We start from the raw sequence: 20,131 nt of genomic DNA, 5'->3' as shown, positions 1-20,131 counted from the left end.
AATCCGATGTCTCTCGATCTGCCGGGCCCCGTTGCCGTCTACTTTGCCGCCGACAGCCGCAATGGCGATGCCATCGCGCAATGCTTCAGCGAACGCGGCGTCGTGAAGGACGAAGGGCGCAAGCACGAGGGGCGTGCGGCCATCGCGCAGTGGAAGGCCGATGCATCGACCAAATACAACTATACGAGCGAGCCGTTCGCTGTGGAAGAACGCGACCGGAAGATCGTCGTCACTGCGCATGTGGTCGGCGACTTTCCCGGTAGTCCGATCGATCTCAGATACTTCTTCGGGCTCGATGGTGACAAGATCGCCTCACTCGAGATCCTTCCCTGAGGTCGGAGCGAGCGACAGCAATTGCTGCTGTCTAGGTTCGATCGCGCTCGCCGGCGAGGGCTGTTTCGTGGCCAGCCGCCGGCCCAGGGCAATGAACGGCTTCTCGATATAGCGCCACGAGAGCCAGGCCATCGGCGTCGTCAGCGCGACCGCCACGATCGTCATCACTGATATCGCGAGCAGGACCGGCAGTCCCCTGGCATCGAGCAGTCGGGCTGCCAGCCACATGCCGATCGGGTGAAGCAGATAGAAGCTGTAGGAGATGCGGCCGTAGAAACGGACCGGACGGAGATCGAGAACGGCAAAGAGGGCGATCGAGCTTCGAAAGGCGACCAGCAGCACCAGCAGCGAGGAACTCAATGTTTCCAGCGCAATGATCAGCGCGGTCTGTTTCTGTGATCCGCAGAAGCAGAGCAGGGCGATGGCCGCGATCGACAGGGCCCAGGCAGCGGCCGTGCGGAGCCGTTCGGTCGTCCGCTCGCCCTGCATCTGCAGAAGAACGCCGGCGACGAAGGCGTAGAGCGGCGCCAGGCTGGAAACGCCGCCAAGCAGATGCACATAGGTCCCCCAGAAGGAGAGCCCGAACAGGACAGCGATCGACACCATGAGCGGCTGCGGGCCGAAGCGCTGAAAAATCCAGACTGACAGCAGGATGACCGGCGTCGCGAAGCACTCGACGGTCATCGACCACATCACGCCGTTGATGTCATGGCGGACCATGATCGCATTGAGCACGACGTTGAGCGGATCGAATTTCCCCTCGTAGCCGACATAGAAGCCATATTGATGGTGCAGCAGCGTCAGCAGAGCGACCACCGCGATCGCCGCGGGAAACAGCCGGAACAGGCGATGTCGCAGAAACGTGACCGGGTTCGGATTGTTCTGCAGCGAGCGCGCCAGCACGAAACCGCTGAGCACGAAGAACATCACGACCGGCGCCATGCCCGTGACATAGGTGTCGGTAAACTGGCTCATCATGTGATAGCCGACGACCGAGACCGCCGCGATACCGCGCAGCGATTCAAGGCGAGGCAGGAAACCGAGCTTTCCTGCCTTGCTTGGGCTCACCTGTGCTTCGGGGACTGCCGCCATCATGGTCGCGTAACATTCCGCGCAGAGCTTGGCTACTGTGGCGCGCCGGGCACGCGTTCACCAACCTTCCGGACTAACCCTTGTACGCTAACCTTTGGGCCCTGAGGCGCTGTCGATCCATTGTCGCGTCTCCTCGTCGGACCAGCCAGGAACGGCAAATCCCTTCGGCGGGACAATGGGCTGCTGCTCGAGACGGAAATGTCGCTCGGGATGTCTGACGCGACGCACCGGCGCCGCGTCGGCAGCGGCGCACAGCATGATCAGCACGCCCAAGCAAAGAGCAAATCGCATCGGATATCCTCCGCTTCGACCGGACGTTCGCGCAACGCGAACGCTGCCTGCCATGCAGAATCTGGTCGCAGTCGGCATTTCCAAAATGCGCACCTGTTTTCACGAAAGCGGCAACGATCCGCCTTCCGATGCGCTCACTGCGCGCAAGCCGGTGCAGCTATCCCGCCGGCCTGCCGGGCGCGAGCCTGGCGGCGAGATAGAGGCGGTTCATCAATCTGAGCTGCTCGGGCGCGCCGGGGGTTGTCGGCGCGTCCTTCATGGTCATCCCCACCATCGTCTTCATGTTGTTGAGCACGACCGCGGCGATGTCCTCGGCCTCGTGCTCGTCGAGGCCGGGCGCGCAACGCTTCAGCGCTGTCTTGATCCCCGCGAGCGTCTGGCTGCGGAAACGAAGACGGATCTCGGTCCAGTCGGTCCGGGAATCCAAGAACGCGGTGACCGCTCGGATCTGTGGGTAGAGCTTGGCCAGGAGATCGATGAGGATGTCGGCCAGTTGCTCCAGACTGGCGTCGGCGGCGCGGGACTGGATCGCGTCGTATTCGGCCTGCAGCACCTCGGTATAGTGGTGCATCAGGGCGTCGGCGACGGCGTCCTTGTTTGGAAAGAAGCGATAGAGCGAGCCGATCTTGGCGTCCGCCCGCGCAGCGATCTCCGCCATGGTCGCGGCCTCGAAGCCCCGTTCCTGGATCACCTCGGCCGCCGCCTGCATGAGTTCGGCGACGCGCTGGCGGCCGACCTCGCGCTGCGGCTGGAGCGGTTTGCGGTCCCGACTTGACAAAGTTGAGTATATCCTCAAATAGAGTGGTTGCGTGCTTGAGCTTTCCCTCAAGTATTTAGCCGCTCCCCACGCGCCCGGCAACGGGGCGGGGACGCCCCCACCTGGCGAAAGGACATCCCATGCTCATCCTGCCTGCCGCGACCACAGCATTGATCCTGATCGACCTTCAAAAAGGGATTGTCGGCCTGCCGACCGAGCCCCATTCCGGTTCAGCTCTCCTTGCCCAGGGACAGGAGCTCGCCCGGCGCTTCCGCGCGGCCAAGGCGCCCGTCGTGCTGGTCAACGTCGCCTTCTCGCCCGACTTCAGCGACGCGCTGAAGTCGCCGGTCGATCAACCGATGCAAGCGCCGCCCGGCGGCTTTCCCGAGGGTTGGTCGGACTTGGCGGATGGCCTCGCCGAACCGTCGGATATCAGGATCACCAAGCGGCAATGGGGCGCGTTCTATGGCACGGAGCTCGATCTGCAGCTCCGCCGGCGTGGCGTGACCACCGTGGTGATCGGCGGCATCGCCACCAATATGGGCGTCGAATCCACCGCGCGTGCCGCGCATGAGCATGGCTATGCGGTCGTGCTGGCGGAAGACGCGAGCGCCGATCGTTCGGCGGACATGCACGCCTTTGCCTTCGAGCACATTTTCCCGCGGCTTGGCCGCGTGGCTAAAGCGGCCGAGATCGAGCTGCAGCGGTGAGCGAGCAGCAAGCCTATCTCCCGCTCCGAGCGCTGCCGGTCGCCGTCCGCTGGGCGGTGCTCGTCGTGGTTTCGTTGCTGATCGCCGGCGTGCTGCAGTGGGTGAGGCTGCCTGCCGCCTTGCTGCTGGGGCCGCTGGCCGCGGCCGCGCTGGTGCAGATGGGCGGAGGGGCGGTGAGGGTGCCCCGCCTGCTGATCGCTGCAGCCCAGGCAATCATTGGCTGTCTCGTCGCGCAATCGATCACGCCGGCAATCATCAGCGGCTTCGTGCGCTACTGGCCGATCATCCTCGCCACCGTGGCACTTTCGGTCGGCGCAAGCGCTCTGATCGGCTGGACCATGAGCCGCCTGCGCATCATCCCCGGCACCACGGCGGTCTGGGGCATGCTGCCAGGCGCTGCCACGGTGATGATGGTGATGGCCGAGGCCCACGGCGCCGATTTCCGGCTCGTCGCCTTCATGCAGTATCTGCGCGTCGTGCTGGTGGCCGCCGTCGCGTCAGTGGTGGCGCTATGGTTCGTGCATGGCGGTGGCGGGCGTTTCAGTGCCGGGCTTTTTCCGCCGATCGACCTGACGAACCTCGGAGCCACCGCGGCCATCGCGTTCGTCGGGGCTGGCCTTGCGGCGCGGATGCCAGCCGGCGTGCTGCTTGGGCCGCTCGCTCTCGGAGCGGTGCTCAACGTGCTCGGCTGGGTGAAGATCGAGCTGCCGCCACTGGTGCTGATCGCAACTTACGCTCTCATCGGCTGGAATACAGGCTTGCGCTTCACGCGCGACGTGCTGGCGACCGCCGCTCGCGCGCTGCCACAAAGCATCGGCGCAACCGCGGTCCTGATGGCGTTTTGCGGACTGCTGGCATGGCTGTTGGTGGTGCTCCTGCACGTCGATCCGCTGACCGCCTATCTCGCCACCAGCCCCGGCGGCGTCGATGCCGCCGCGATCATCGCCGCTTCGACTAACGTCGACACGTCCTTCGTCATGGCGCTGCAGACCGTGCGCGTGATCCTGCTGCTGTTCCTCGGGCCATCGGTCGCGCGCTGGGTGGCGGGAACGCTCGATCGCGCGTCAGCCAGTCCGGGACCGGATGGTCCGCCGGACGTTGGCGGCCTTGATTGATTTGCGTGGCGGCGGCATCAGCCCGCGAACGAGATGCGCGGCCGCTGCTCCCGCGGTTTCCATGTAGCTTGGATCACGATGCAGCAGGACGACGGCAAACGCGCCGTCCAACAGCAGGATGACCTGCCGTGCAAGCTGGCGTTCTTGCTGCGGGTTGACCGCATCTTCGAAGACGGAGCAAAGCCAGTCCTCGACGCGTTTCTTGTGCGCGCGGCCGATCACCATTGCGGGATGACCGGGCAGGTTGACCAGTTCGACCGAGGTGCGCAGGAAGCCGCACCCCTTCCACTTGGCGTGTCGCGCCGACCGCGCGAGGTTGCGGAAGATCGCTTCCACCTTGGCCGCGACGTCACCCTCGGCCTCGGCGAACCAGCGCTTGAACAGGGCCAGGTTTGGCTGGTCGCGGATCTCGAGATAGGCCGCGATCAGATCGTCCTTGCTGCGGAAATGATAGTAGAGCGTCCGCTTGGTGAGGCCGGCTTTCTCCGCCACCGCATCGACGCTGACGGCGCGGATGCCCTCGCCGTAGAACAATTTGCCGGCGGCTTGAAGGATACGCTCACGCGTCGAACGGCGAGTTTCGCTCATGGCCTTATGTATACCGACCAGTGAATATACACAACGCCGTCCGCCTCTTATCGTCGCGCGCATGACCAAAGTTGCGTTGCGCACATCGATTGAGGATGGAATAGCCGTCACGATTCCCTGCCGGGACGGCGTGACCATCGGCGGCCATTTGTGGCTCGCGCCAGCCGGCCGCTCCGCCGGCAGCATCATCGTCAATGCGGCAACGGGGGTGGCTGCGCGCTATTACCACCGCTATGCATGCTTCCTGGCGAACCACGGCTTCGATGTCCTCACCTATGACTATCGCGGCATCGGCGGTTCGCGGCCGTCCCGCCTTAGAGGCTGTGGCTATCGCTGGCGCGATTGGGGCGAACTCGATTTCGAGGCGGCGCTTTGCTTCATGCACGAGCATCGGCCACAGGCTCGCTTCATCGTTGTCGGCCACAGCATCGGCGGTTTCCTGCCGGGGCTCGCCGAAAGTGCTGGCCTGGTCGAGCGGATGCTGACAGTCGGCGCGCAATATGCCTGGTGGGGCGATTATGCGCCGCGCCGGTGGGCCGGCCTGTTCGTTAAATGGCATGTCGCCATGCCCGTCATGACGGCGCTCTGCGGCTATTTTCCCGGCCGCAGGCTCGGCTGGCTGGAGGATCTGCCCGCCGGCGTCGCCAATGAATGGAGTTTTCGCGGGCGACGTTTCGAGCGCAGTCATCCGCGCAGCGGGAGGCAGGCCGTGCTCTCACGGATGGCGGCGGTGACGGGGCCGATCCTTGCGGTTGCCGTGTCGGATGACGAACTCGGCACCGTGCCCGCAATCCGTCGCACGCTTGGCTACTACACCGGCGCGCCGCGCACGGCGGTGCTGCTCGAGCCGTCCGACTACGGTCGCAAGGCGATCGGCCATTTCAATCTCTTCCACGACAGTCACGCGGCCGGCTTCTGGACCGACACGCTCCTGTGGCTCAGGGACGGCCGCAATCCCTGGCCGGAGCAGGTGTTTGCATCTGTCGATCCCGGCGGCCCGTAATCGAGAGACAGAGCGCTTCGCCATGCGTGCTTTCGGCCGTGTTCAACATGTCTCAGAAAGGTACGCCGCCGGGCTTGAAATACGTTATCCCGGCGGCGCCCTGTCTCATACTGGGCCCCTGAAATCCCCAGTAGCCATTGAAGTGCAACGCGCATGCCACAAGCGTATGACGCCCAAGGAGCTTATTTGGTCGCGGCGCGGGAATAGAGCGGGACTGTCCGGTGTATGGCTAATCGTCGGCAGCCCTCTGCAACTTTTGCTCAGTTGGAGCGTAGCTCTGGCATGAGGGAAGATTTGATCCGGTTTCGTCAGCTAGCTCAGGAATGCAGGGACCGGGCGGCCGAGGCGCGTAGTCCGGTGGACGAAGATGCCTGGCTGACGCTCGCAGCCGATTGGCTGGCGCTTGCGAAGGCCAGTGAGGCCGCAGAGGCTGGTGATGACGCGGCTACAGGCCGCGCTGCATCCGGTTGACGGCGATCAGGAGCTCGGGCCGCTCCAACACTTCCACCAATCGATCAAGGAAGACCCGCTCGTTATTGCGCGGTCGCGGCTGCAAGTATTCTTCAAGTATGCCCTGGGCATCACGAACGGCCTGAAGAGCTAACTGCTCGTCCGTCATTCTAGTCGCTCCCTGCAGTGGTGAATGCAACCCCAACACAATTGAGCAAAATACGGTTCCATTTTGCTTAATCAGTGTTTGCACGGAAATCTTGCCGCAAGCTGGACGAAAGCAATGTTCAGCATTTTTTCCCGATAATGCATTGATATTTTTCATTTTTTGTTTTGAGGGAAGGGGCCTTCGCGAGCGCCTTGCTGGCGCCCGTGTTCGCGCGTATCGACATCGCGTTCCCAAGATCAAGTTGGGGGAAAGCGCAGTCCGAAATAATAAAATCAATGACTTACGGGTTCGTCCGGTCTCTTTATCGCTCCAGAAGACTGATTTGGGAACATCGATGAAATCCCTCCTTACACTCTGCCTTTGGTTTACCGCTTGCTGTTACCCAGCGCTTGCTCGGGCCGAATCTCCCGCCGCCATGATCTCCGGCTATCGCGTACAGCACGGGGAGGGGCGCGTGGTGCTGGATGCGACGCTCACGCGCATTGCGCACGAGCAAGCCGCGGCGATGGCGGCAAAGGACAAACTCGACCACGACGTCCTCGGCCCCTTCAACTCGCGCGTCCACCCATCGGGCGCGGGCCGGGCGGCAGAAAACATCGCCTACGGCTATGACAGCTTTCCAAAGACCCTCGACCAATGGATCAATTCGTCGGGACACCGGCGAAATCTGCTGTTGCACAACGCCTCGCGCGTTGGCGTCGCCAGCGTCAAGAGTTCGGCGACCGGGCGGACCTATTGGGCGATGGTGATTGCCGGCGACTATGAGCGTCCCAAGGTGGCGAAGAATTCGCCGAAGAGCTCAAAGCAGGCGACGGTTGCCAAGCCCAAATCTCGCGCTGTGGAGGCCTGTCGTCTGAAAATTCTCAGCATCTGCCTCTGATCCAGGGCTTTTCCTGACGGAGGCGCGAGTTTGGCACAGGCCAGAGGGCCGACCCAACTGGATGAAAGATGGGTGTGAGCGCTACTGACGCGGTCGGCTCGAACTCGATGCCCCCCAAAGCGTCGATAGGGCCAATAGCACCGGCAGCTCCGCCGCTATGTTTGTCTTGCCGGTCATCATCCCTTTTCCGCTACGGTTCCGATGCGGCGGTGCTAGCTGCTTCGGAACAGGGATGCTTCGGCCACGGCCGAACTGTCTAGGCTGACGGCATGTCCTCCACCTGCTGCTAGCTCTGATCGGCAGCCTTGTTACAGCGGGCGCTATCGCCACTGCCGTACATGCTCGATCAAAGCGCGCATTTTGGGCGCCATGTTGCGACGCTGAGGAAAGTAGAGAAAAAAGCCGGGAAACGGCGGCAGGAATTCTTCCAGGAGCGGGACGAGTTCGCCGGTCTTCACGAATGGATGGAAGGTTTCCTCCGGTGCAAAGGTGATACCCGCCCCGCAGAGGGCCGCACGAAGCATCAAGCGCAAGTCGTTCGTGGTGATCTGGGGTTCGACCGCCAGGTCGAAGGGAATGCCGTTCTCTTCAAACTCCCAGCGGTAGGGCGCGACGTTCGGCGCCGGGCGCCAGCCGATGCAGCGATGATGGATCAGTTCGCGTGGATGCGCCGGCGCGCCGTGGGCCGCCAGATAAGAAGGAGCTGCCACGACGGCTTCGCGCTGATCGCCTGTTAGGGGAACCGTGATCATGTCTTGCTCGATCACTTCGCCCAGCCTGACGCCCGCATCGTAGCCGGCCGCGACGATATCGAATTCTTCGTCCGTGACCGTGACATCGATCGTGACGCCAGGATGAGCCGCGGCGAAGGAGGCGATGAGGGGGCCTGAAAGGAACCGCTCGGCAATCGAGGTGACGGCGATGCGCAGCAGCCCGCGCGGCGCATTCTCTGCGGCCACGTAGTCAAGCGCCGTGGCGATATCCGAGATGGGTTGGGACAGTGCCTCGCGCAGACGCTCACCCGCTTCCGTCAGGCGTACCGAACGGGTCGTGCGCGTGACGAGGCTCGTGCCAAAGGCATCCTCAAGCCGCCGCACTCCCTGGCTGACAGCCGAGCGGGTCACGCCAAGGCGATCGGCCGCAGCGCGGAAGTTGTGTTCTTCCGCGACGGCAAGGAAGAGCGGCAGCAGGTTGAGGTCAATCTTCATTGTCCAGCATTGCTAACCATCCAGTCAAACACTGGACGGATACCAGCAACAGCGGCGAACGTCCATCTTGGGCTCCGACTGCAAAGCAAGGGGCACGAGATGGACAAGGTTATTCTGATCACCGGCGCCTCCAGCGGGATCGGCGAGGGCATCGCCAGAGAGCTCGGCGGGGCCGGCGCAAAGGTGCTGCTGGGCGCCCGCCGGCTGAACCGCATCGAAGCCATCGCCGATAACATCACGGGAGCCGGCGGAATCGCCCAAGCCCGGCTGCTCGACGTGACCGACCGCCATTCCATGGCTGGCTTCGCTCAGGCGGCGATGGACGAGTGGGGGCGCATCGACGTTCTCATTAACAATGCCGGCGTGATGCCGCTCTCGCCGCTTGCCGCCGGCAAGCTCGACGAATGGGAGCGCATGGTCGATGTCAACATCAAGGGCGTGCTCTGGGGCATCGGCGCCGTCTTGCCGATCATGGAGGGGCAGGGCAGCGGCCAGATCATCAATATCGGCTCCATCGGCGCACTCTCGGTCGTGCCGACCGCCGCCGTTTATTGCGCAACGAAGTTCGCGGTTCGCGCGATCTCGGACGGCTTGCGTCAGGAGAGCACGAACATCCGCGTCACCTGCGTCAACCCCGGCGTCGTGGAGAGTGAACTCGCCTCGACCATCACTCATGCGGAGACCGTGGCTGTGATGGAACGCTATCGGGCGATCGCGCTTCAGCCCGCCGACATCGCGCGCGCTGTACGGCAACTGATCGAGGCTCCGCCGAGCGTGGACACAACCGAAATTACCATCCGACCGACCGCATCGAGCAACTGATGCCGGACGGTCCGATCCGCGATCGGGGTCAATCCCGTGCTGATGACCCCGTTCGCGCCTTTATCCCCTTAACGACAGGAAAGAGGCCATGACCTTTGCCACTTCGATCGACCGGCTTGCGGGCCGCACCCGCACGCTCCTGATCCTCCTGACCGTCATAGCGACCACGGGCCTCGCCCAGGCCAATTCCCCCACGCCGGATGCCAACATCGAGGCGCGGAATGAAGCCACCGTCCGTAAGGCTTTCGAGGGATGGACTGCGGGCGGCAACGTTTTTGCTGACCTCCTGGCCCCCGACGTGACATGGACAATCCATGGCTCCGGCCCAGTTGCCGGCACCTATCGCGGCATCAGGGATTTCGTCGATCGCGCCTCGGCCCCCCTCGTGAGCCGTCTCGCGACTCCGCTCCGGCCTGTCGTGCACCACATCTGGGCCAGCGGGGACAGGGTCATCATCCGCTTCGACGCTTCGGCCACCACGACCTCGGGAGCGCCGTACCGCAATCGGTTCGTGTGGATCTTCAAGATGAAGGACGGGTCTGTCGTCGAGGCCGAAGCCTTTCTCGATCTCGTCGCCTATCAGCAGGTCGTCGACAACAACGAGCCGCGCCGGCAATAGGCGGACATAGCGAACCTCGCCGGGCCAGTCGCTTCGTGTCCCCGGACACGGAGCGGCCGGCCGCGGTCCCAATTCAACACACAAAGATGAAATGAGGAGCTCGGCCATGCGGCGCGCCTTTGCGGCCATGATCGCGGCAACCCTCCTGACCCCACCCGTGCAGGCCGAGGAAACAGAATTGAAAGCCAATCACCCCTATGTCGGCCTCTGGGTTACGCAGGACAGCCACATCCGTCATGAACTTCTGCCGAACGGCCGCTACGTTGAGGCGCGAGGCACGCGCGAGCATGCCTACGAGGGGCGTTACGAAGTGACAGGCACGCACATCGAATATTGGGATGATACCGGCTTCACCGCTGATGGCGAATTCATCGACGATGTTCTGCATCACGCCGGGATGATCCTCTATCGCCGGTAACGCAGGGGGGCGTCTTCCGAAATATACCGCCTACAATGAAAGGAGCGTGTCTTTTGTCCCCCGCCATCGACGGCAAGTGCCGAGGTGGCTCCCGATACGGCGCCAAGCGTACCCTTCGATCAGACAACGGTCAGTTAGGTGATCGGCGGCATCGCTGTCGAGTTGCGCGAGGGTTATGTGTTCCCGGATATGGGAGCGCAGGTGGCGGATGCGCTAGAGAAGGCATTGGGAGCGAACGCCTATGCCGGCGTAACCGATCCAGCTCAGTTTGCGCTTCAACTGACCGAGCAACTCCGGGCGACAACAACGACAGCCATATGAGGGTGATCTTCGCCTTTCGCCGCTGTCCTACTTCCAGGACCTCCGGATCGAGCGCGCGCAATCACTCCTCCACGGCAGCGGTCTCGACCTCGACGCCATCGCCGCCGAAGTCGGTTACGTCGACGGAGCAACGTTACGGACGCTGTTGCGCGAGCGCCTGGGACGCGGCGTGCGCGAGCTCCGCGCCGACCTGCGCTGACCGGTGGCCTGGCCTGAGCCAGGCCCGTAGAGAGGCGCCGTAGATAGTCTCCCGGAACGCCTCCTAGCTCCGGATCTCGTGCCGCTGCGCGCCGAGACTGGTGATACCGCATTCCAGCACGTCACCTACCGCCATAAAGCGGTTCTTGCCAAAGCCGACGCCGGGTGGCGTGCCGGTCGCTAGGATATCCCCGGGGAGCAATGTCATATGAGACGAGAAATAGGCGAGCATCTCGTGGACCCCAAACAGCATGTCGCTGGTGTTGCCGCGCTGCTCATAGTCCCCGTTCAGCTTGGTCCAGACATCGAGCTTCATTCCGTCGATGCCGGTCGCCAGATACGGCCCTATCGGGGAATAGCTGGGCCGCGACTTGGCGCGCACTAGATGTTGCTGACCTTCCTCGTCGACCTGTGTCGCGCGATCAGAGATGTCATTCACACAGACGTAGCCGAAGATGTAGTCGGCCGCCTCGGCCACCACGATATCCCGCGCCTCGCGCCCAACCACGATCGCCAGCTCCACCTCCCAGTCGAGCTTTACGCTCTGATTGGGGCCACGGAAGATCGGATCGAACGGTCCGGTCAGCGAGGTGATCGCCTTCAGGAACACCTCGGGCTCGGTGGGCGGCTTCATCTTGAATTCCTCAATGTGCTTTCTGTAGTTGAAGCCCGTCGCCGCGATCTGCCGAATGCCATTGATCGGCGCCAAGTAGGTGAAGTCGCCGACGAGGGGAGAAAGACGGGACGTATCTACTCCGATCAAGGCGCCACCGGCTATTGCGTCCGGGTTGATGTCGGACACGATCGGGCGCAAATCGAGATGCTCATCCCCTTCTATAATTACGGGAACGGCACCCATATCTGTAAGTACACGCGCAAATTGCTGCATCGTCTATTCTCCATTGCTTCATGGCACCAATACGCATCGAGATATTTGACGGCTGCGCTCGCTTGAGCGCGGCCTGGTGGCTCTGGCAGTCCACATCTCGGAAATGGACCTCGCATCTCATGACGAAAGTGTCTGTCGGGCCGCAGCCGCTCTTTCATCTTGCTCTGATGAGAAACGTCTACGTTTTGGACGAAAGGAAATCCGGCGCGAGAATTCTGCCGTGTGAGGAGCCCCGCGTACCGTGAGGCAGGCCACGGAGATGTGATTTCGATGGAATAGATTGCATTGAAGCTGCGAGAGACGCCTGCCGCATCGCCAATGCGTCACCGGGAGTGGCGATAGATCAGATCAAGAAAGATCAGTCGACCATCGTCTCGCTGCAGATGGTGATCACAACCAATGCAGCCGCCGCCAGGCGGTCGGCGTCTGGCCGGTCTCCTTCCGGAAGGCGGCCCCAAAGGAGCTTTGATTGGCGAAGCCGACGCTGGCGGCAATCACGGACACGCTAAGATCGCGGTTGCGCAGCAACGCCTTTCCTGTGTCGATCCGGTGCCGGCGCAACCAGGCATGAGGCGCAATGCCCATCGACTGCTTGAACGCAAATGCAAAGTGTCCGGGCGACAGCCCAATCGCATTCGCGATTTCGGAAAGCGATATGTCGTCATTCAAGCGGCTGACCATGTACTCACATGCTCGACGAAGGATCGCGGGCGGAAGCCCACCGCGCCTAAGCAGCTTTACGTGGCTCGCATGATTCGAAAGATTACGGGCGGCCTGCAGAGCGAGCAACGTGACTGCAGTCTCTGAGTACAGAAGACCCTGTTGTGCTTCACTCTCACACTCTTCGAAGATTGCCTCTGCCAGATGCCAGGTGAGGCGGTCGTCATACTCCCAGGTCTCGATAAATTCGAGTGCACTGAGATGTCCGAGTTCCGCAACTCCCAGGAGATAGGCGGGTTCAAACTCCATTGCGAGAAATCTGTAGTTCGATTTCTCTTGGATTCTGAATTCCACGCCCGTACCGGGCGGCAGTACGAGGCCATAGCGAGGTCTATTCTTGTAAGCCCAAAACCGCTTGCCCGATTTGGCTTCGGCTTCGGCAACGCCAGAATTCCACGAGAAATGCAGCTCGAACAGACGCGTGCGGACTTCGGCAGCGCCAGAGACCTTGATGATCGCGTGAGTCGCCGCAGTGCCGCCCGTCCATCTGATCATCCTTGAGTGGGCGACGCTCCCTTTCACATCGGACCACAAAGTATCCTGATGGCCCGGGCCACTGAACATGGCTACAGGAGGATCGAGCCGCGCTCCAGCAACGGGTGGATCTGTCGGATGCATCCTAATCCTCGGACATGCACCTTGCGTAGCCGTCTTTTCGCTTCGTGATTTCCGCACAGCATTGACATCGACTTCTAACGTATCCGTTGCACTGACTTCTTGGATATCAAGATCGCACGGCAATTTCCGAACAGGCGGAGATCTTCTTCGGCCGCAATGTGACCAGGTGGCTGCGCCGGGCCCTGGAAGGCCAGCATGGTTGGAGCGCGATGAAGCTACAGGTCGTCGTGGGGTGTGGATTACTTGGGAGCCACTCCACGGTCCTCGGCTATTCCTCGCCTGGGGGAATGCTGGCCCTAACGTTTTGGAGTTTCTCTGGAGTCGACCTCGCCGGCGTATTGGCAGAAACGACAAAAGTGAGTGCGATCTCGGGTGGAGATCGTGATTCCTAATCATTTCGTGGGTCGCACTGGACAGTTCTTCGATGCGCCTATTCGCTTCTCCAACCCACGCGATTGGATTGGAGGGGTCTGACTGATGGAAGGCACAGGCAGCAGACCGACTAGAATAGAACGTACATGATGGGGAATCGCACGAATACGCGCATTCAGAACTGAATTCATGCCGCTTTCCTCAGTGCAGGACAGACAACTGTAGTCGGGTGATTTTCATTCATGACCGGTTCAGCGCACAAAAATTGTTTCCACCAATCGCTTTGTCGGGCAGGTGCTCTGACCATCAGGCAGTAGGCCATGGAGTTCTTTTCGTCCTGGTCGGAGTGAGGCTAATTCGATGCAGGCGGATTAATGCCGACGAACAGGTAAACGAATTAGACACTTCGGGTTGGTTCGGCTTATCCACCGAAACCTTTAGCTTCGTCGTGCTCTCAATAGCAGCCTTCAACGTGGACCCATTTCGGCGCCGGACCCCGCGATAATGCCACGATGATTGCCGCCACCTCGGGAAGTATTATTTGATCCAACCAGCGCGCTTTAATAACGCATTGCGGAGCGTGTCCCGGTTTGGCGGCGACGACAATCCGCCGCTCATTTCACACGGGACAGAAGAAACGCCAAACTGGCGGCGGCTGCGCCGAAGATGCAGGTTCCGGTCCAGCCCCAATGGGCAAAGGCAGGCCCCGCGATGCCGGAGCCGCAGGCACCGCCGAGGATCATCGTCGCCATGAACAGCGTGTTGATGCGACTTCGCGCGGTCGGATCGAGGGCGAAGACCTGCGCCTGATTGGCGACCTGCGACGACTGCACGGCAAGATCGAGGACCAGCACGCCGAGGACGAGCGCGATAAGCGAGCCCTGGAACAACCCGAAAATGGCGAAGGCGACGACGACGAGGCCCGCGCCGATCGAGACGACGGCGGCCGGCCCACGCGTATCGGCGAGCGTGCCCGCGACGGGCGCGGCAAGGGCGCCGCCGACGCCGACCAGCGCCATCAGTCCCACCGCCGTCGCGCCAAGATGGTAGGGCGGGCCGTCGAACAGCAAAGCGAGGTTGGACCAGAAGCCGATGAAGGCCGCGAAGATGAGAGCCTGCACGGCGATGGCGCGGCGCAGTACGCGATGCGCGCGCAGCAGCATCCAGAGCGAGCCGAGCAGCCGGCCATAGCCGAGGTCCGAGATCGGCTCGACGCGCGGCAGCATCGCGCGAAGCGCCGCCGCAGTTGCCAACATCAGTCCGGCCGCAGTCCAGAATACGGCGTGCCAGCCGAGAAGATCGGAGATCACGCCGCTCACCGTGCGGGCGAGCAGGATGCCGACCAGGATGCCGCCGGTCACGATGCCGAGCACGCGGCCGCGCTCGGTCGGGGAGGCCAGAAGCACGGCGAGCGGGACGATCTGCTGGGTCACGGTCGCAAACAGGCCGATGCCAAGGCCGGCGGCGACCAGCCACGCGAACCCCGGAGCGTTGGCAGCCGCCACAAGAACCGCGATCAGCGCCGTCATCGTTACGAGAATGAGCTGGCGCCGCTCCAGCCGGTCGCCGAGAGGCGCGAGGAAGAGAATGCCGGCGACATTGCCGAGCTGGGTCAGCACCGGCAGCAGCGCGACCGTCGCGGCCGAAAGCTGGAACTCGTCGGCCAGCAGGCCAAGCATTGCTTGGTTGTAGTAATTATTCGCCACGGTCAGGCCGGCGGCGACTGCCAGAACGGCGAGCAGGCCGCGACTGAGCGCAGCATCGTCGGTCGAAACTGTCGAATCCCCAGCCCTTTGCATGCCGCCACGCTGTCGGAGGACGGGGTCCGCGACAAACCATATCTCTTGCCCGTCAGTTTAGCCCAGCTAAATTGACCCTATGTCACCTACGGTCTCGCTTCTGGCCCTGAGGGCCTTCGCATCAGTAGGAGAGCACGGCAGCGTCAAGCGCGCCGCCGCCGTGCTCGGCGTGACGCCCGGAGCAGTCAGCCAGCAGGTGAAGCTGCTTGAGCAGAGGCTCGGCCTGACGTTGCTGGAGCGCCGAAACCGGGAAGTCCGTTTGACGGCGGAAGGGATGCGACTGTGCGAGCCGCTGTCGCAGGGTTTCCGGCAGATCGAAGCCGCGGTGGGCATGTTCGGGACTGGCTCCGAAGACCGGTACGTCCTTTCGGTCAGCACGACACCGTCCTTCGCGGCGGCCTGGCTCGTGCCACGTCTCGGCCGGTTCTCAAAACTTCATCCCGAGATCGATGTCCGCATCGACGCGAGTCCCCGGCTCGCCGACCTGCGCAACGACCGTGTCGACGTGGCACTGCGCCACGGCTCTGGCGACTATCCCGGCCTCGAAGTGATCCGGCTCCTGACGCCGCGGCTTCTCTGCGTAGCGAGCCCCGCGCTGCTGGCGGGCGGCCCTCCGATCGAGAGCGCTGCTGATTGCCTTCGGTATTCGCTTATGCAGGATCGCGACCGCTCGGCTTGGCCCTCATGGCTCCGGGCACACCAAATCGACGCGGGCGGCGAGCTGGCCCGGAAAGGTCCGTGCTTCGAGAACGACCTGCTGCTGATCCGCGCAGCGATCGCCGGACAGGGCTTGGCGCTCGTGCGAGACGTCTATGCCGCCGACGAACTCGGCGCCGGACGCATCGTCCTGGCTCTGCCGGTCTCCTCGGCAACGGCCGATTCCTATTACTTCGTGGTGCGGCCCGAGGCGATGAAGGCTGCCAAGATCGACCCTTCCGCGGGTGGATTCTTGAAGAGACCGCCGCGTGGCGGTCCGAATCTCCGTCTATGACCTTTCGGCGCGCAGTCGTGAGCGTTTCCGATTGAACTTTATCGGGAGCCCTCTGAGGACCTACGCTCCTCATGCTCCAGCCACTCTGAAACGGTCCACCAATGAGGGACGATGGGGGAGTTTTCCGGCCCGTGATCCGTTGGCGGAAGGGGTGTCCTGTCAACACTGCTGAATTCGCTCGCGTTTCTTCGACCGAATTAAGTGAAGCTACGGTTCGAACTACGGCCTTTGCCGCGCGCCAAAAGGAGCTTTTGGCGGAGTCGGAAAGGGTCGGGGCGCTGGTCACGTCAAAACCATCCACAGCGCTTCCTAAGACGCCGGTGAAGTATCGCGACGGTCAGAACGAATAGTCGGGTGTCGGGACGATGCCAGCCTGGGCGAAGCTGAAGGGCGATACACTCGAACAGTATCGGGTGTAAAAAGGGCGCCTAAGCGCCCCACCATCCCAGCCGCGTTTCACGGACGGCCTCATATCAGTTGCGGCCTACCGGCTCCTTTTACCGGGCCAGCGTCGGTGGTCATCCGCTTCCCAACCAGAGCAAGGGGCTGCTCTGGTTGCCTGCGAACAATCCGACTTGCAAGATTGGGTTTATAGGGCGCCCTGATTGTCGGTCTCGACGGCTAAAATCTTGTCCCTGACCGGTAGGCATTTGAATCGCGCGCCGATGTCGAAATCTCATCAACTGATTTGCCCTTGAAAAGGCCTGGGCGGATCACCATATAACGAGCTTTAGTTTCGCAACCGGAGTAACTTATCTCAACCAATGGACCGTCGTAGCGTGGGCGCTTGCTGTCTGGGCTTTCACATTCTCGTTTAGCTTCGGCTTCAACCTGAAGATGGAGGTTCTCATGAATGCACACGTTGATATGTTTGGTGTAGCAGCGGCGCTGTGGAGCCTGGTTGGCGAGCTACAAACCACGCAGCGATGGCAGGCGAGAGATACATTCTGAGGTGCGAGAAGATGCCGCGGTGGGGGTTCGATTCCCTCACTCCACCCCAAATCAGGGCGCCCTTCGGGGCGCCCTTTTTCATGGGCCGCTCGGCCATGGCCTCAATGAAGGTGCGTGTTGTTGCCCGTGTCTGTTCGGAAAGCTCGGTGTCGAGACCAGTCAACGGGTGGGCGGGTGCCTTCTGAATAACGCCTCGGCGGGGCGGTTAGGATGTGCCGCGCCCTGGCATTGATGCTTCAACACGTTCAACAATGATCGTCTCATCGCGTGGATTGAAGATGTGAAGCTCTACCCCACCACTTGTTGTATCGAAGTTGAGCTTTGGTGATTTACCGACCACTCGATCGTAAATCGACTTGAGCGCGGAAGACCCCACGGGGATCAGCTTTGAAACACTCAGCCATTCGACAGTCAAAGTGGCTACTCAGCTTCAGTGGTAGGCAGTTAAGCGGCTTCCAAAGCTTCTTCTTCTTCCTGGGCTCGTCTCTTCAGGCGATCGACCAAATGAAGCTCGCCTTCCTCAATAGCCTTATTGGCCTCCTGAAACACGCCAGCTGAAACGGCGGCCTCGACCGGTATCTTCTTATGCAAGGCCATCCAATTGGCGACCTCAGCCCAATCGTACAGTGGCGCGTCCGAAGTAACCCGCGCAACCGGAGACGGAAAATCCTTACCCCTTGTACCCTTCGCGTAATTCGAAATGGCCGCGCGCGTCATCTCCGTGCGCGCAGCAATATCGGTGAGATTTACAAGCGGATCCGGTTCGATCCGATCGATTTTTGCGCCAGTCGAGCAGACATTTTCGACTGCCGATGCGATGGCTTCGGCGATTGAGTCTGCCTCTCGAGCGAAGTCTACGATGATGTGGCCCTTCTGAAAGGAGATCAGCGCGTCGTCGCAGCCCGCGTGGTAGAACTTATCTTCGAAGCCATCAGCATGCGGGTCAAAAGGCCGCGATGCCTTCAACAATATTGCGAACCGAGCGTCCTGCTTCCTGCAGGATCACCAAAGAGGGGGACTTCTTCGAGAGCTGAGCCTGGATCGTGCGGAGCTCGGCGTTGATTCCGTCAAGTTGTTGCGGCGGAGGTTGTGATGCCGTTAGTTGCGTTTGGAACGCGGCTAAGGCAGCCTTCGCCTCGTCAATTTTCAAACTGAACGCGACCGATTGCTTGGCGCCGGGGCTGCCTTGCTGAATAGCGCTACCGGTCATGGATCCGATGTTGATCGAGTTGTCCACGTGAGGATACCGGAGCCCGCGCGTCGAGAGTCGAGGCCCAGATCGTGGCAGGCGAGAACGTGACGGCGAAGACAATTGCCGCCAAGGCGTCCGGAACGGCGCGGAAGACCGGCAGGCCGAATAAGGCCAACAGTGATGCGAGCCACCACACGACAGAGCGCGTCAGCCGCACAGAGATAATCCGCGCTCGCCAATAAAATCCCGATTTAATTGCGCATTTTAGTCTCAGTTTAACCAAGATGAGAAACCCTATTATTCTACCTGGGGAGGACCTGCGAATTTGAAAACGGGGACATAATGAGACGAGCAGAACTCGAAAAAATGGATCTTGACCGCTTATGGACTTTGCACGTGGAAATTTCGGACGTCCTGAAGGAAAAGATCTGTCAACAGAAGCAGCGGTTGGTCGACAGATTGGATCGGTTGGAACAGCCACTTTCTGGACGGCGACCGTATCCGCGAGTCTCTCCCAAGTATCGAAATCCTGATGATCCGGCTGAGACCTGGGCCGGCCGGGGCAAGTGCCCGCGCTGGCTCGCAAAGCAGCTGGAGTCAGGACGACGGATGGACGAATTCAGAATATGACCATGGGGCGGACTCTGCCTCCTCGAAGCGCGGTAGGGTCGGGCGGCCCGCAGGCCGCCGTAAGAAACAGTCCCCCCTTCTCCTGGACAGGCGACCCGCTCGCCCGGCGGGAATGACATGGATGATGCTGCCGCCGGTCGCGACCGACGCGTGAGTCCCCTTGCGACAGCTACTGCGTTTGCCGAGATCAGAAGCCGCGCTCTCGGCGTAAACCAAATCGCCACATCGCCGCGATCGTCGACAGCACCACGCGAAGTACAAGCACAAACAGCGTGATCTGAAGCCAGATCAAACCGCCGATCTCTCGGAAGACGAACTCAATCCGTGGTCCCCACGGCGGCGGAATCGCGTCGCCGATGGCTTCTATGCCACGTTGCAGGGAGCGCTGAGCGCCAGTGAGCAACTCTGGCTTCTCATAGAACGCTGCGACAATGAGCAGCCATGCGACGATGACTGTGAAGATGCGAAAGGAATGGACCTTCAGGTGATACCGGAAGCTAGGCCGAGACGTATCCGGAGGTGGTGCCATCGTTACACCGGCCGCGAGATTACATGTCTTTAATGGCGAACGAGCCAAGCGGGTTTAGAGTTCCAAAAAACTCGGAAAGAAGCACGAGCGACAGAGATCTCCCTTGCGAACAGGAGTTGCTGCACGTCGAGACCAGACGATTTGGTCCTCTCAATCTGTATCGTCGTTATCCAGCAGGATGGCCGCAAAGCCCTCTGGCGGCTCCGGCGGGGGTGTTCTCGTCACAGGGGTTGCAGACAGGGCAGGGCGCACCGGCTCCGCCGCACTCGCAGGCGTAGTCACCCAGCCACGGCTGGTCGGGATGGTTCTCGCAGACCCAGCGGCAATTGTCGCAGCGGGCGCACCATTTCATTTCAGGTCCTCCCGCAAGCCCTTGAAGAAGGGTGTCAATGCCGCTCCAAATTTCCCCAGATGTGCCGAAGTAAAATTCCCCAGGTGGGCGGTACCCCGGTGATCAGCCGGCTGG

General features: G+C 61.7%; 25 protein-coding genes. 12 read left to right on the top strand and 13 right to left on the bottom strand.

Annotation, left to right across the window (positions count from 1 at the left end; all coding sequences use genetic code 11):
- The first annotated feature begins 6 nt into the window (after positions 1 to 6).
- The gene (locus ACZXDY_RS13285; protein ID WP_464345798.1) at positions 7 to 333 is read left to right on the top strand and encodes a nuclear transport factor 2 family protein; all 327 of its coding nucleotides are present in this window, start codon (positions 7 to 9) and stop codon (positions 331 to 333) included.
- Here the strand turns inward: ACZXDY_RS13285 and ACZXDY_RS13280 are convergent.
- The 3 genes from ACZXDY_RS13280 to ACZXDY_RS13270 form a co-directional block, all read right to left on the bottom strand.
- Positions 313 to 1,428: an acyltransferase family protein gene (locus ACZXDY_RS13280; protein WP_464345797.1), complete on the bottom strand. Its 1,116-nt coding sequence runs from the start codon at positions 1,426 to 1,428 to the stop codon at positions 313 to 315. The genes ACZXDY_RS13285 and ACZXDY_RS13280 overlap by 21 nt on opposite strands.
- Before the next feature lie 84 nt (positions 1,429 to 1,512).
- A complete protein-coding gene (locus ACZXDY_RS13275) occupies positions 1,513 to 1,716 on the bottom strand; it encodes a hypothetical protein (RefSeq protein ID WP_028168768.1) in 204 nt (67 codons plus the stop codon).
- Between the two features lie 157 nt (positions 1,717 to 1,873).
- The gene (locus ACZXDY_RS13270; protein WP_464345796.1) at positions 1,874 to 2,494 is read right to left on the bottom strand and encodes a TetR/AcrR family transcriptional regulator; all 621 of its coding nucleotides are present in this window, start codon (positions 2,492 to 2,494) and stop codon (positions 1,874 to 1,876) included.
- Positions 2,495 to 2,613: 119 nt separating this feature from the next.
- Here ACZXDY_RS13270 and ACZXDY_RS13265 point away from each other — a divergent pair, with 119 nt between their 5' ends.
- Both ACZXDY_RS13265 and ACZXDY_RS13260 read left to right on the top strand, forming a co-directional pair.
- Positions 2,614 to 3,183, top strand: coding sequence for a hydrolase (locus tag ACZXDY_RS13265; protein WP_464345795.1), 570 nt, complete (start codon positions 2,614 to 2,616; stop codon positions 3,181 to 3,183).
- On the top strand, positions 3,180 to 4,298 hold the full coding sequence (locus ACZXDY_RS13260; RefSeq protein WP_464345794.1) for an AbrB family transcriptional regulator: 1,119 nt from the start codon (positions 3,180 to 3,182) through the stop codon (positions 4,296 to 4,298). The genes ACZXDY_RS13265 and ACZXDY_RS13260 overlap by 4 nt, the downstream gene beginning before the upstream one ends.
- Here the strand turns inward: ACZXDY_RS13260 and ACZXDY_RS13255 are convergent.
- Positions 4,248 to 4,886 carry a TetR/AcrR family transcriptional regulator gene (locus tag ACZXDY_RS13255; protein WP_464345793.1) on the bottom strand — a complete coding sequence of 213 codons (639 nt, stop codon included), beginning with the start codon at positions 4,884 to 4,886 and terminating at the stop codon, positions 4,248 to 4,250. The two genes, ACZXDY_RS13260 and ACZXDY_RS13255, sit on opposite strands and share 51 nt — an antisense overlap.
- 61 nt (positions 4,887 to 4,947) lie before the next feature.
- On the opposite strand from ACZXDY_RS13255, the gene ACZXDY_RS13250 reads away from it, so the two are divergent.
- The gene (locus ACZXDY_RS13250; RefSeq protein ID WP_464345792.1) at positions 4,948 to 5,889 is read left to right on the top strand and encodes an alpha/beta hydrolase family protein; all 942 of its coding nucleotides are present in this window, start codon (positions 4,948 to 4,950) and stop codon (positions 5,887 to 5,889) included.
- Between the two features lie 445 nt (positions 5,890 to 6,334).
- Here ACZXDY_RS13250 and ACZXDY_RS13245 read toward each other — a convergent pair whose 3' ends face one another.
- Positions 6,335 to 6,664, bottom strand: coding sequence for a hypothetical protein (locus tag ACZXDY_RS13245; protein WP_464345791.1), 330 nt, complete (start codon positions 6,662 to 6,664; stop codon positions 6,335 to 6,337).
- A gap of 178 nt (positions 6,665 to 6,842) precedes the next feature.
- Between ACZXDY_RS13245 and ACZXDY_RS13240 the strand changes: the two genes are divergently transcribed.
- Positions 6,843 to 7,388: a CAP domain-containing protein gene (locus ACZXDY_RS13240; RefSeq protein WP_464345851.1), complete on the top strand. Its 546-nt coding sequence runs from the start codon at positions 6,843 to 6,845 to the stop codon at positions 7,386 to 7,388.
- A 320-nt stretch (positions 7,389 to 7,708) separates the two neighbouring features.
- Here the strand turns inward: ACZXDY_RS13240 and ACZXDY_RS13235 are convergent, their stop codons facing one another.
- The gene (locus tag ACZXDY_RS13235; RefSeq protein ID WP_464345790.1) at positions 7,709 to 8,596 is read right to left on the bottom strand and encodes a LysR family transcriptional regulator; all 888 of its coding nucleotides are present in this window, start codon (positions 8,594 to 8,596) and stop codon (positions 7,709 to 7,711) included.
- A 99-nt stretch (positions 8,597 to 8,695) separates the two neighbouring features.
- Between ACZXDY_RS13235 and ACZXDY_RS13230 the strand changes: the two genes are divergently transcribed.
- From ACZXDY_RS13230 to ACZXDY_RS13210, 5 genes are all read left to right on the top strand, one after another.
- Positions 8,696 to 9,418 carry an SDR family oxidoreductase gene (locus tag ACZXDY_RS13230; RefSeq protein WP_464345789.1) on the top strand — a complete coding sequence of 241 codons (723 nt, stop codon included), beginning with the start codon at positions 8,696 to 8,698 and terminating at the stop codon, positions 9,416 to 9,418.
- Between the two features lie 88 nt (positions 9,419 to 9,506).
- Complete coding sequence (locus ACZXDY_RS13225; protein WP_464345788.1) at positions 9,507 to 10,037, top strand: nuclear transport factor 2 family protein; 531 nt, start codon at positions 9,507 to 9,509, stop codon at positions 10,035 to 10,037.
- A gap of 91 nt (positions 10,038 to 10,128) precedes the next feature.
- On the top strand, positions 10,129 to 10,455 hold the full coding sequence (locus ACZXDY_RS13220; protein WP_464345787.1) for an Atu4866 domain-containing protein: 327 nt from the start codon (positions 10,129 to 10,131) through the stop codon (positions 10,453 to 10,455).
- 138 nt (positions 10,456 to 10,593) lie between these two features.
- Positions 10,594 to 10,776: a hypothetical protein gene (locus ACZXDY_RS13215; RefSeq protein ID WP_464345786.1), complete on the top strand. Its 183-nt coding sequence runs from the start codon at positions 10,594 to 10,596 to the stop codon at positions 10,774 to 10,776.
- Between the two features lie 22 nt (positions 10,777 to 10,798).
- Complete coding sequence (locus ACZXDY_RS13210; protein WP_464345850.1) at positions 10,799 to 10,975, top strand: helix-turn-helix domain-containing protein; 177 nt, start codon at positions 10,799 to 10,801, stop codon at positions 10,973 to 10,975.
- 63 nt (positions 10,976 to 11,038) lie between these two features.
- On the opposite strand, the gene ACZXDY_RS13205 is transcribed toward ACZXDY_RS13210, so the two are convergent.
- The 3 genes from ACZXDY_RS13205 to ACZXDY_RS13195 form a co-directional block, all read right to left on the bottom strand.
- Positions 11,039 to 11,863 carry a fumarylacetoacetate hydrolase family protein gene (locus tag ACZXDY_RS13205; protein WP_464345785.1) on the bottom strand — a complete coding sequence of 275 codons (825 nt, stop codon included), beginning with the start codon at positions 11,861 to 11,863 and terminating at the stop codon, positions 11,039 to 11,041.
- A 390-nt stretch (positions 11,864 to 12,253) separates the two neighbouring features.
- A complete protein-coding gene (locus ACZXDY_RS13200; RefSeq protein WP_464345784.1) occupies positions 12,254 to 13,201 on the bottom strand; it encodes a helix-turn-helix domain-containing protein in 948 nt (315 codons plus the stop codon).
- A gap of 986 nt (positions 13,202 to 14,187) precedes the next feature.
- Positions 14,188 to 15,372 carry an MFS transporter gene (locus tag ACZXDY_RS13195; RefSeq protein ID WP_464345783.1) on the bottom strand — a complete coding sequence of 395 codons (1,185 nt, stop codon included), beginning with the start codon at positions 15,370 to 15,372 and terminating at the stop codon, positions 14,188 to 14,190.
- A 160-nt stretch (positions 15,373 to 15,532) separates the two neighbouring features.
- On the opposite strand from ACZXDY_RS13195, the gene ACZXDY_RS13190 reads away from it, so the two are divergent.
- Positions 15,533 to 16,363 carry a LysR substrate-binding domain-containing protein gene (locus ACZXDY_RS13190; protein WP_464345782.1) on the top strand — a complete coding sequence of 277 codons (831 nt, stop codon included), beginning with the start codon at positions 15,533 to 15,535 and terminating at the stop codon, positions 16,361 to 16,363.
- A 1,156-nt stretch (positions 16,364 to 17,519) separates the two neighbouring features.
- On the opposite strand, the gene ACZXDY_RS13185 is transcribed toward ACZXDY_RS13190, so the two are convergent.
- From ACZXDY_RS13185 to ACZXDY_RS13175, 3 genes are read right to left on the bottom strand one after another with little or no spacing between them, the layout of a single operon-like run.
- Positions 17,520 to 17,729 (bottom strand): hypothetical protein, encoded by a 210-nt coding sequence (locus tag ACZXDY_RS13185; protein ID WP_464345781.1) that lies wholly within the window; start codon positions 17,727 to 17,729, stop codon positions 17,520 to 17,522.
- Between the two features lie 29 nt (positions 17,730 to 17,758).
- Positions 17,759 to 18,283, bottom strand: coding sequence for a hypothetical protein (locus ACZXDY_RS13180; RefSeq protein WP_464345780.1), 525 nt, complete (start codon positions 18,281 to 18,283; stop codon positions 17,759 to 17,761).
- Entirely contained in the window at positions 18,258 to 18,551 is a 294-nt protein-coding gene (locus ACZXDY_RS13175) for a hypothetical protein (RefSeq protein WP_464345779.1), read from the bottom strand. The genes ACZXDY_RS13180 and ACZXDY_RS13175 overlap by 26 nt, the downstream gene beginning before the upstream one ends.
- 297 nt (positions 18,552 to 18,848) lie before the next feature.
- Here ACZXDY_RS13175 and ACZXDY_RS13170 point away from each other — a divergent pair, with 297 nt between their 5' ends.
- Entirely contained in the window at positions 18,849 to 19,136 is a 288-nt protein-coding gene (locus tag ACZXDY_RS13170; RefSeq protein WP_463331752.1) for an H-NS histone family protein, read from the top strand.
- Positions 19,137 to 19,323: 187 nt separating this feature from the next.
- Here ACZXDY_RS13170 and ACZXDY_RS13165 read toward each other — a convergent pair whose 3' ends face one another.
- Positions 19,324 to 19,665, bottom strand: coding sequence for a hypothetical protein (locus ACZXDY_RS13165; protein ID WP_463331751.1), 342 nt, complete (start codon positions 19,663 to 19,665; stop codon positions 19,324 to 19,326).
- Positions 19,666 to 20,131: the final 466 nt, after the last annotated feature.

Source organism: Bradyrhizobium sp. LeoB3, from assembly GCF_055456055.1.
Note: the sequence above shows the minus strand (reverse complement) of the source record. Positions and strands in the feature narration are given on the sequence as shown.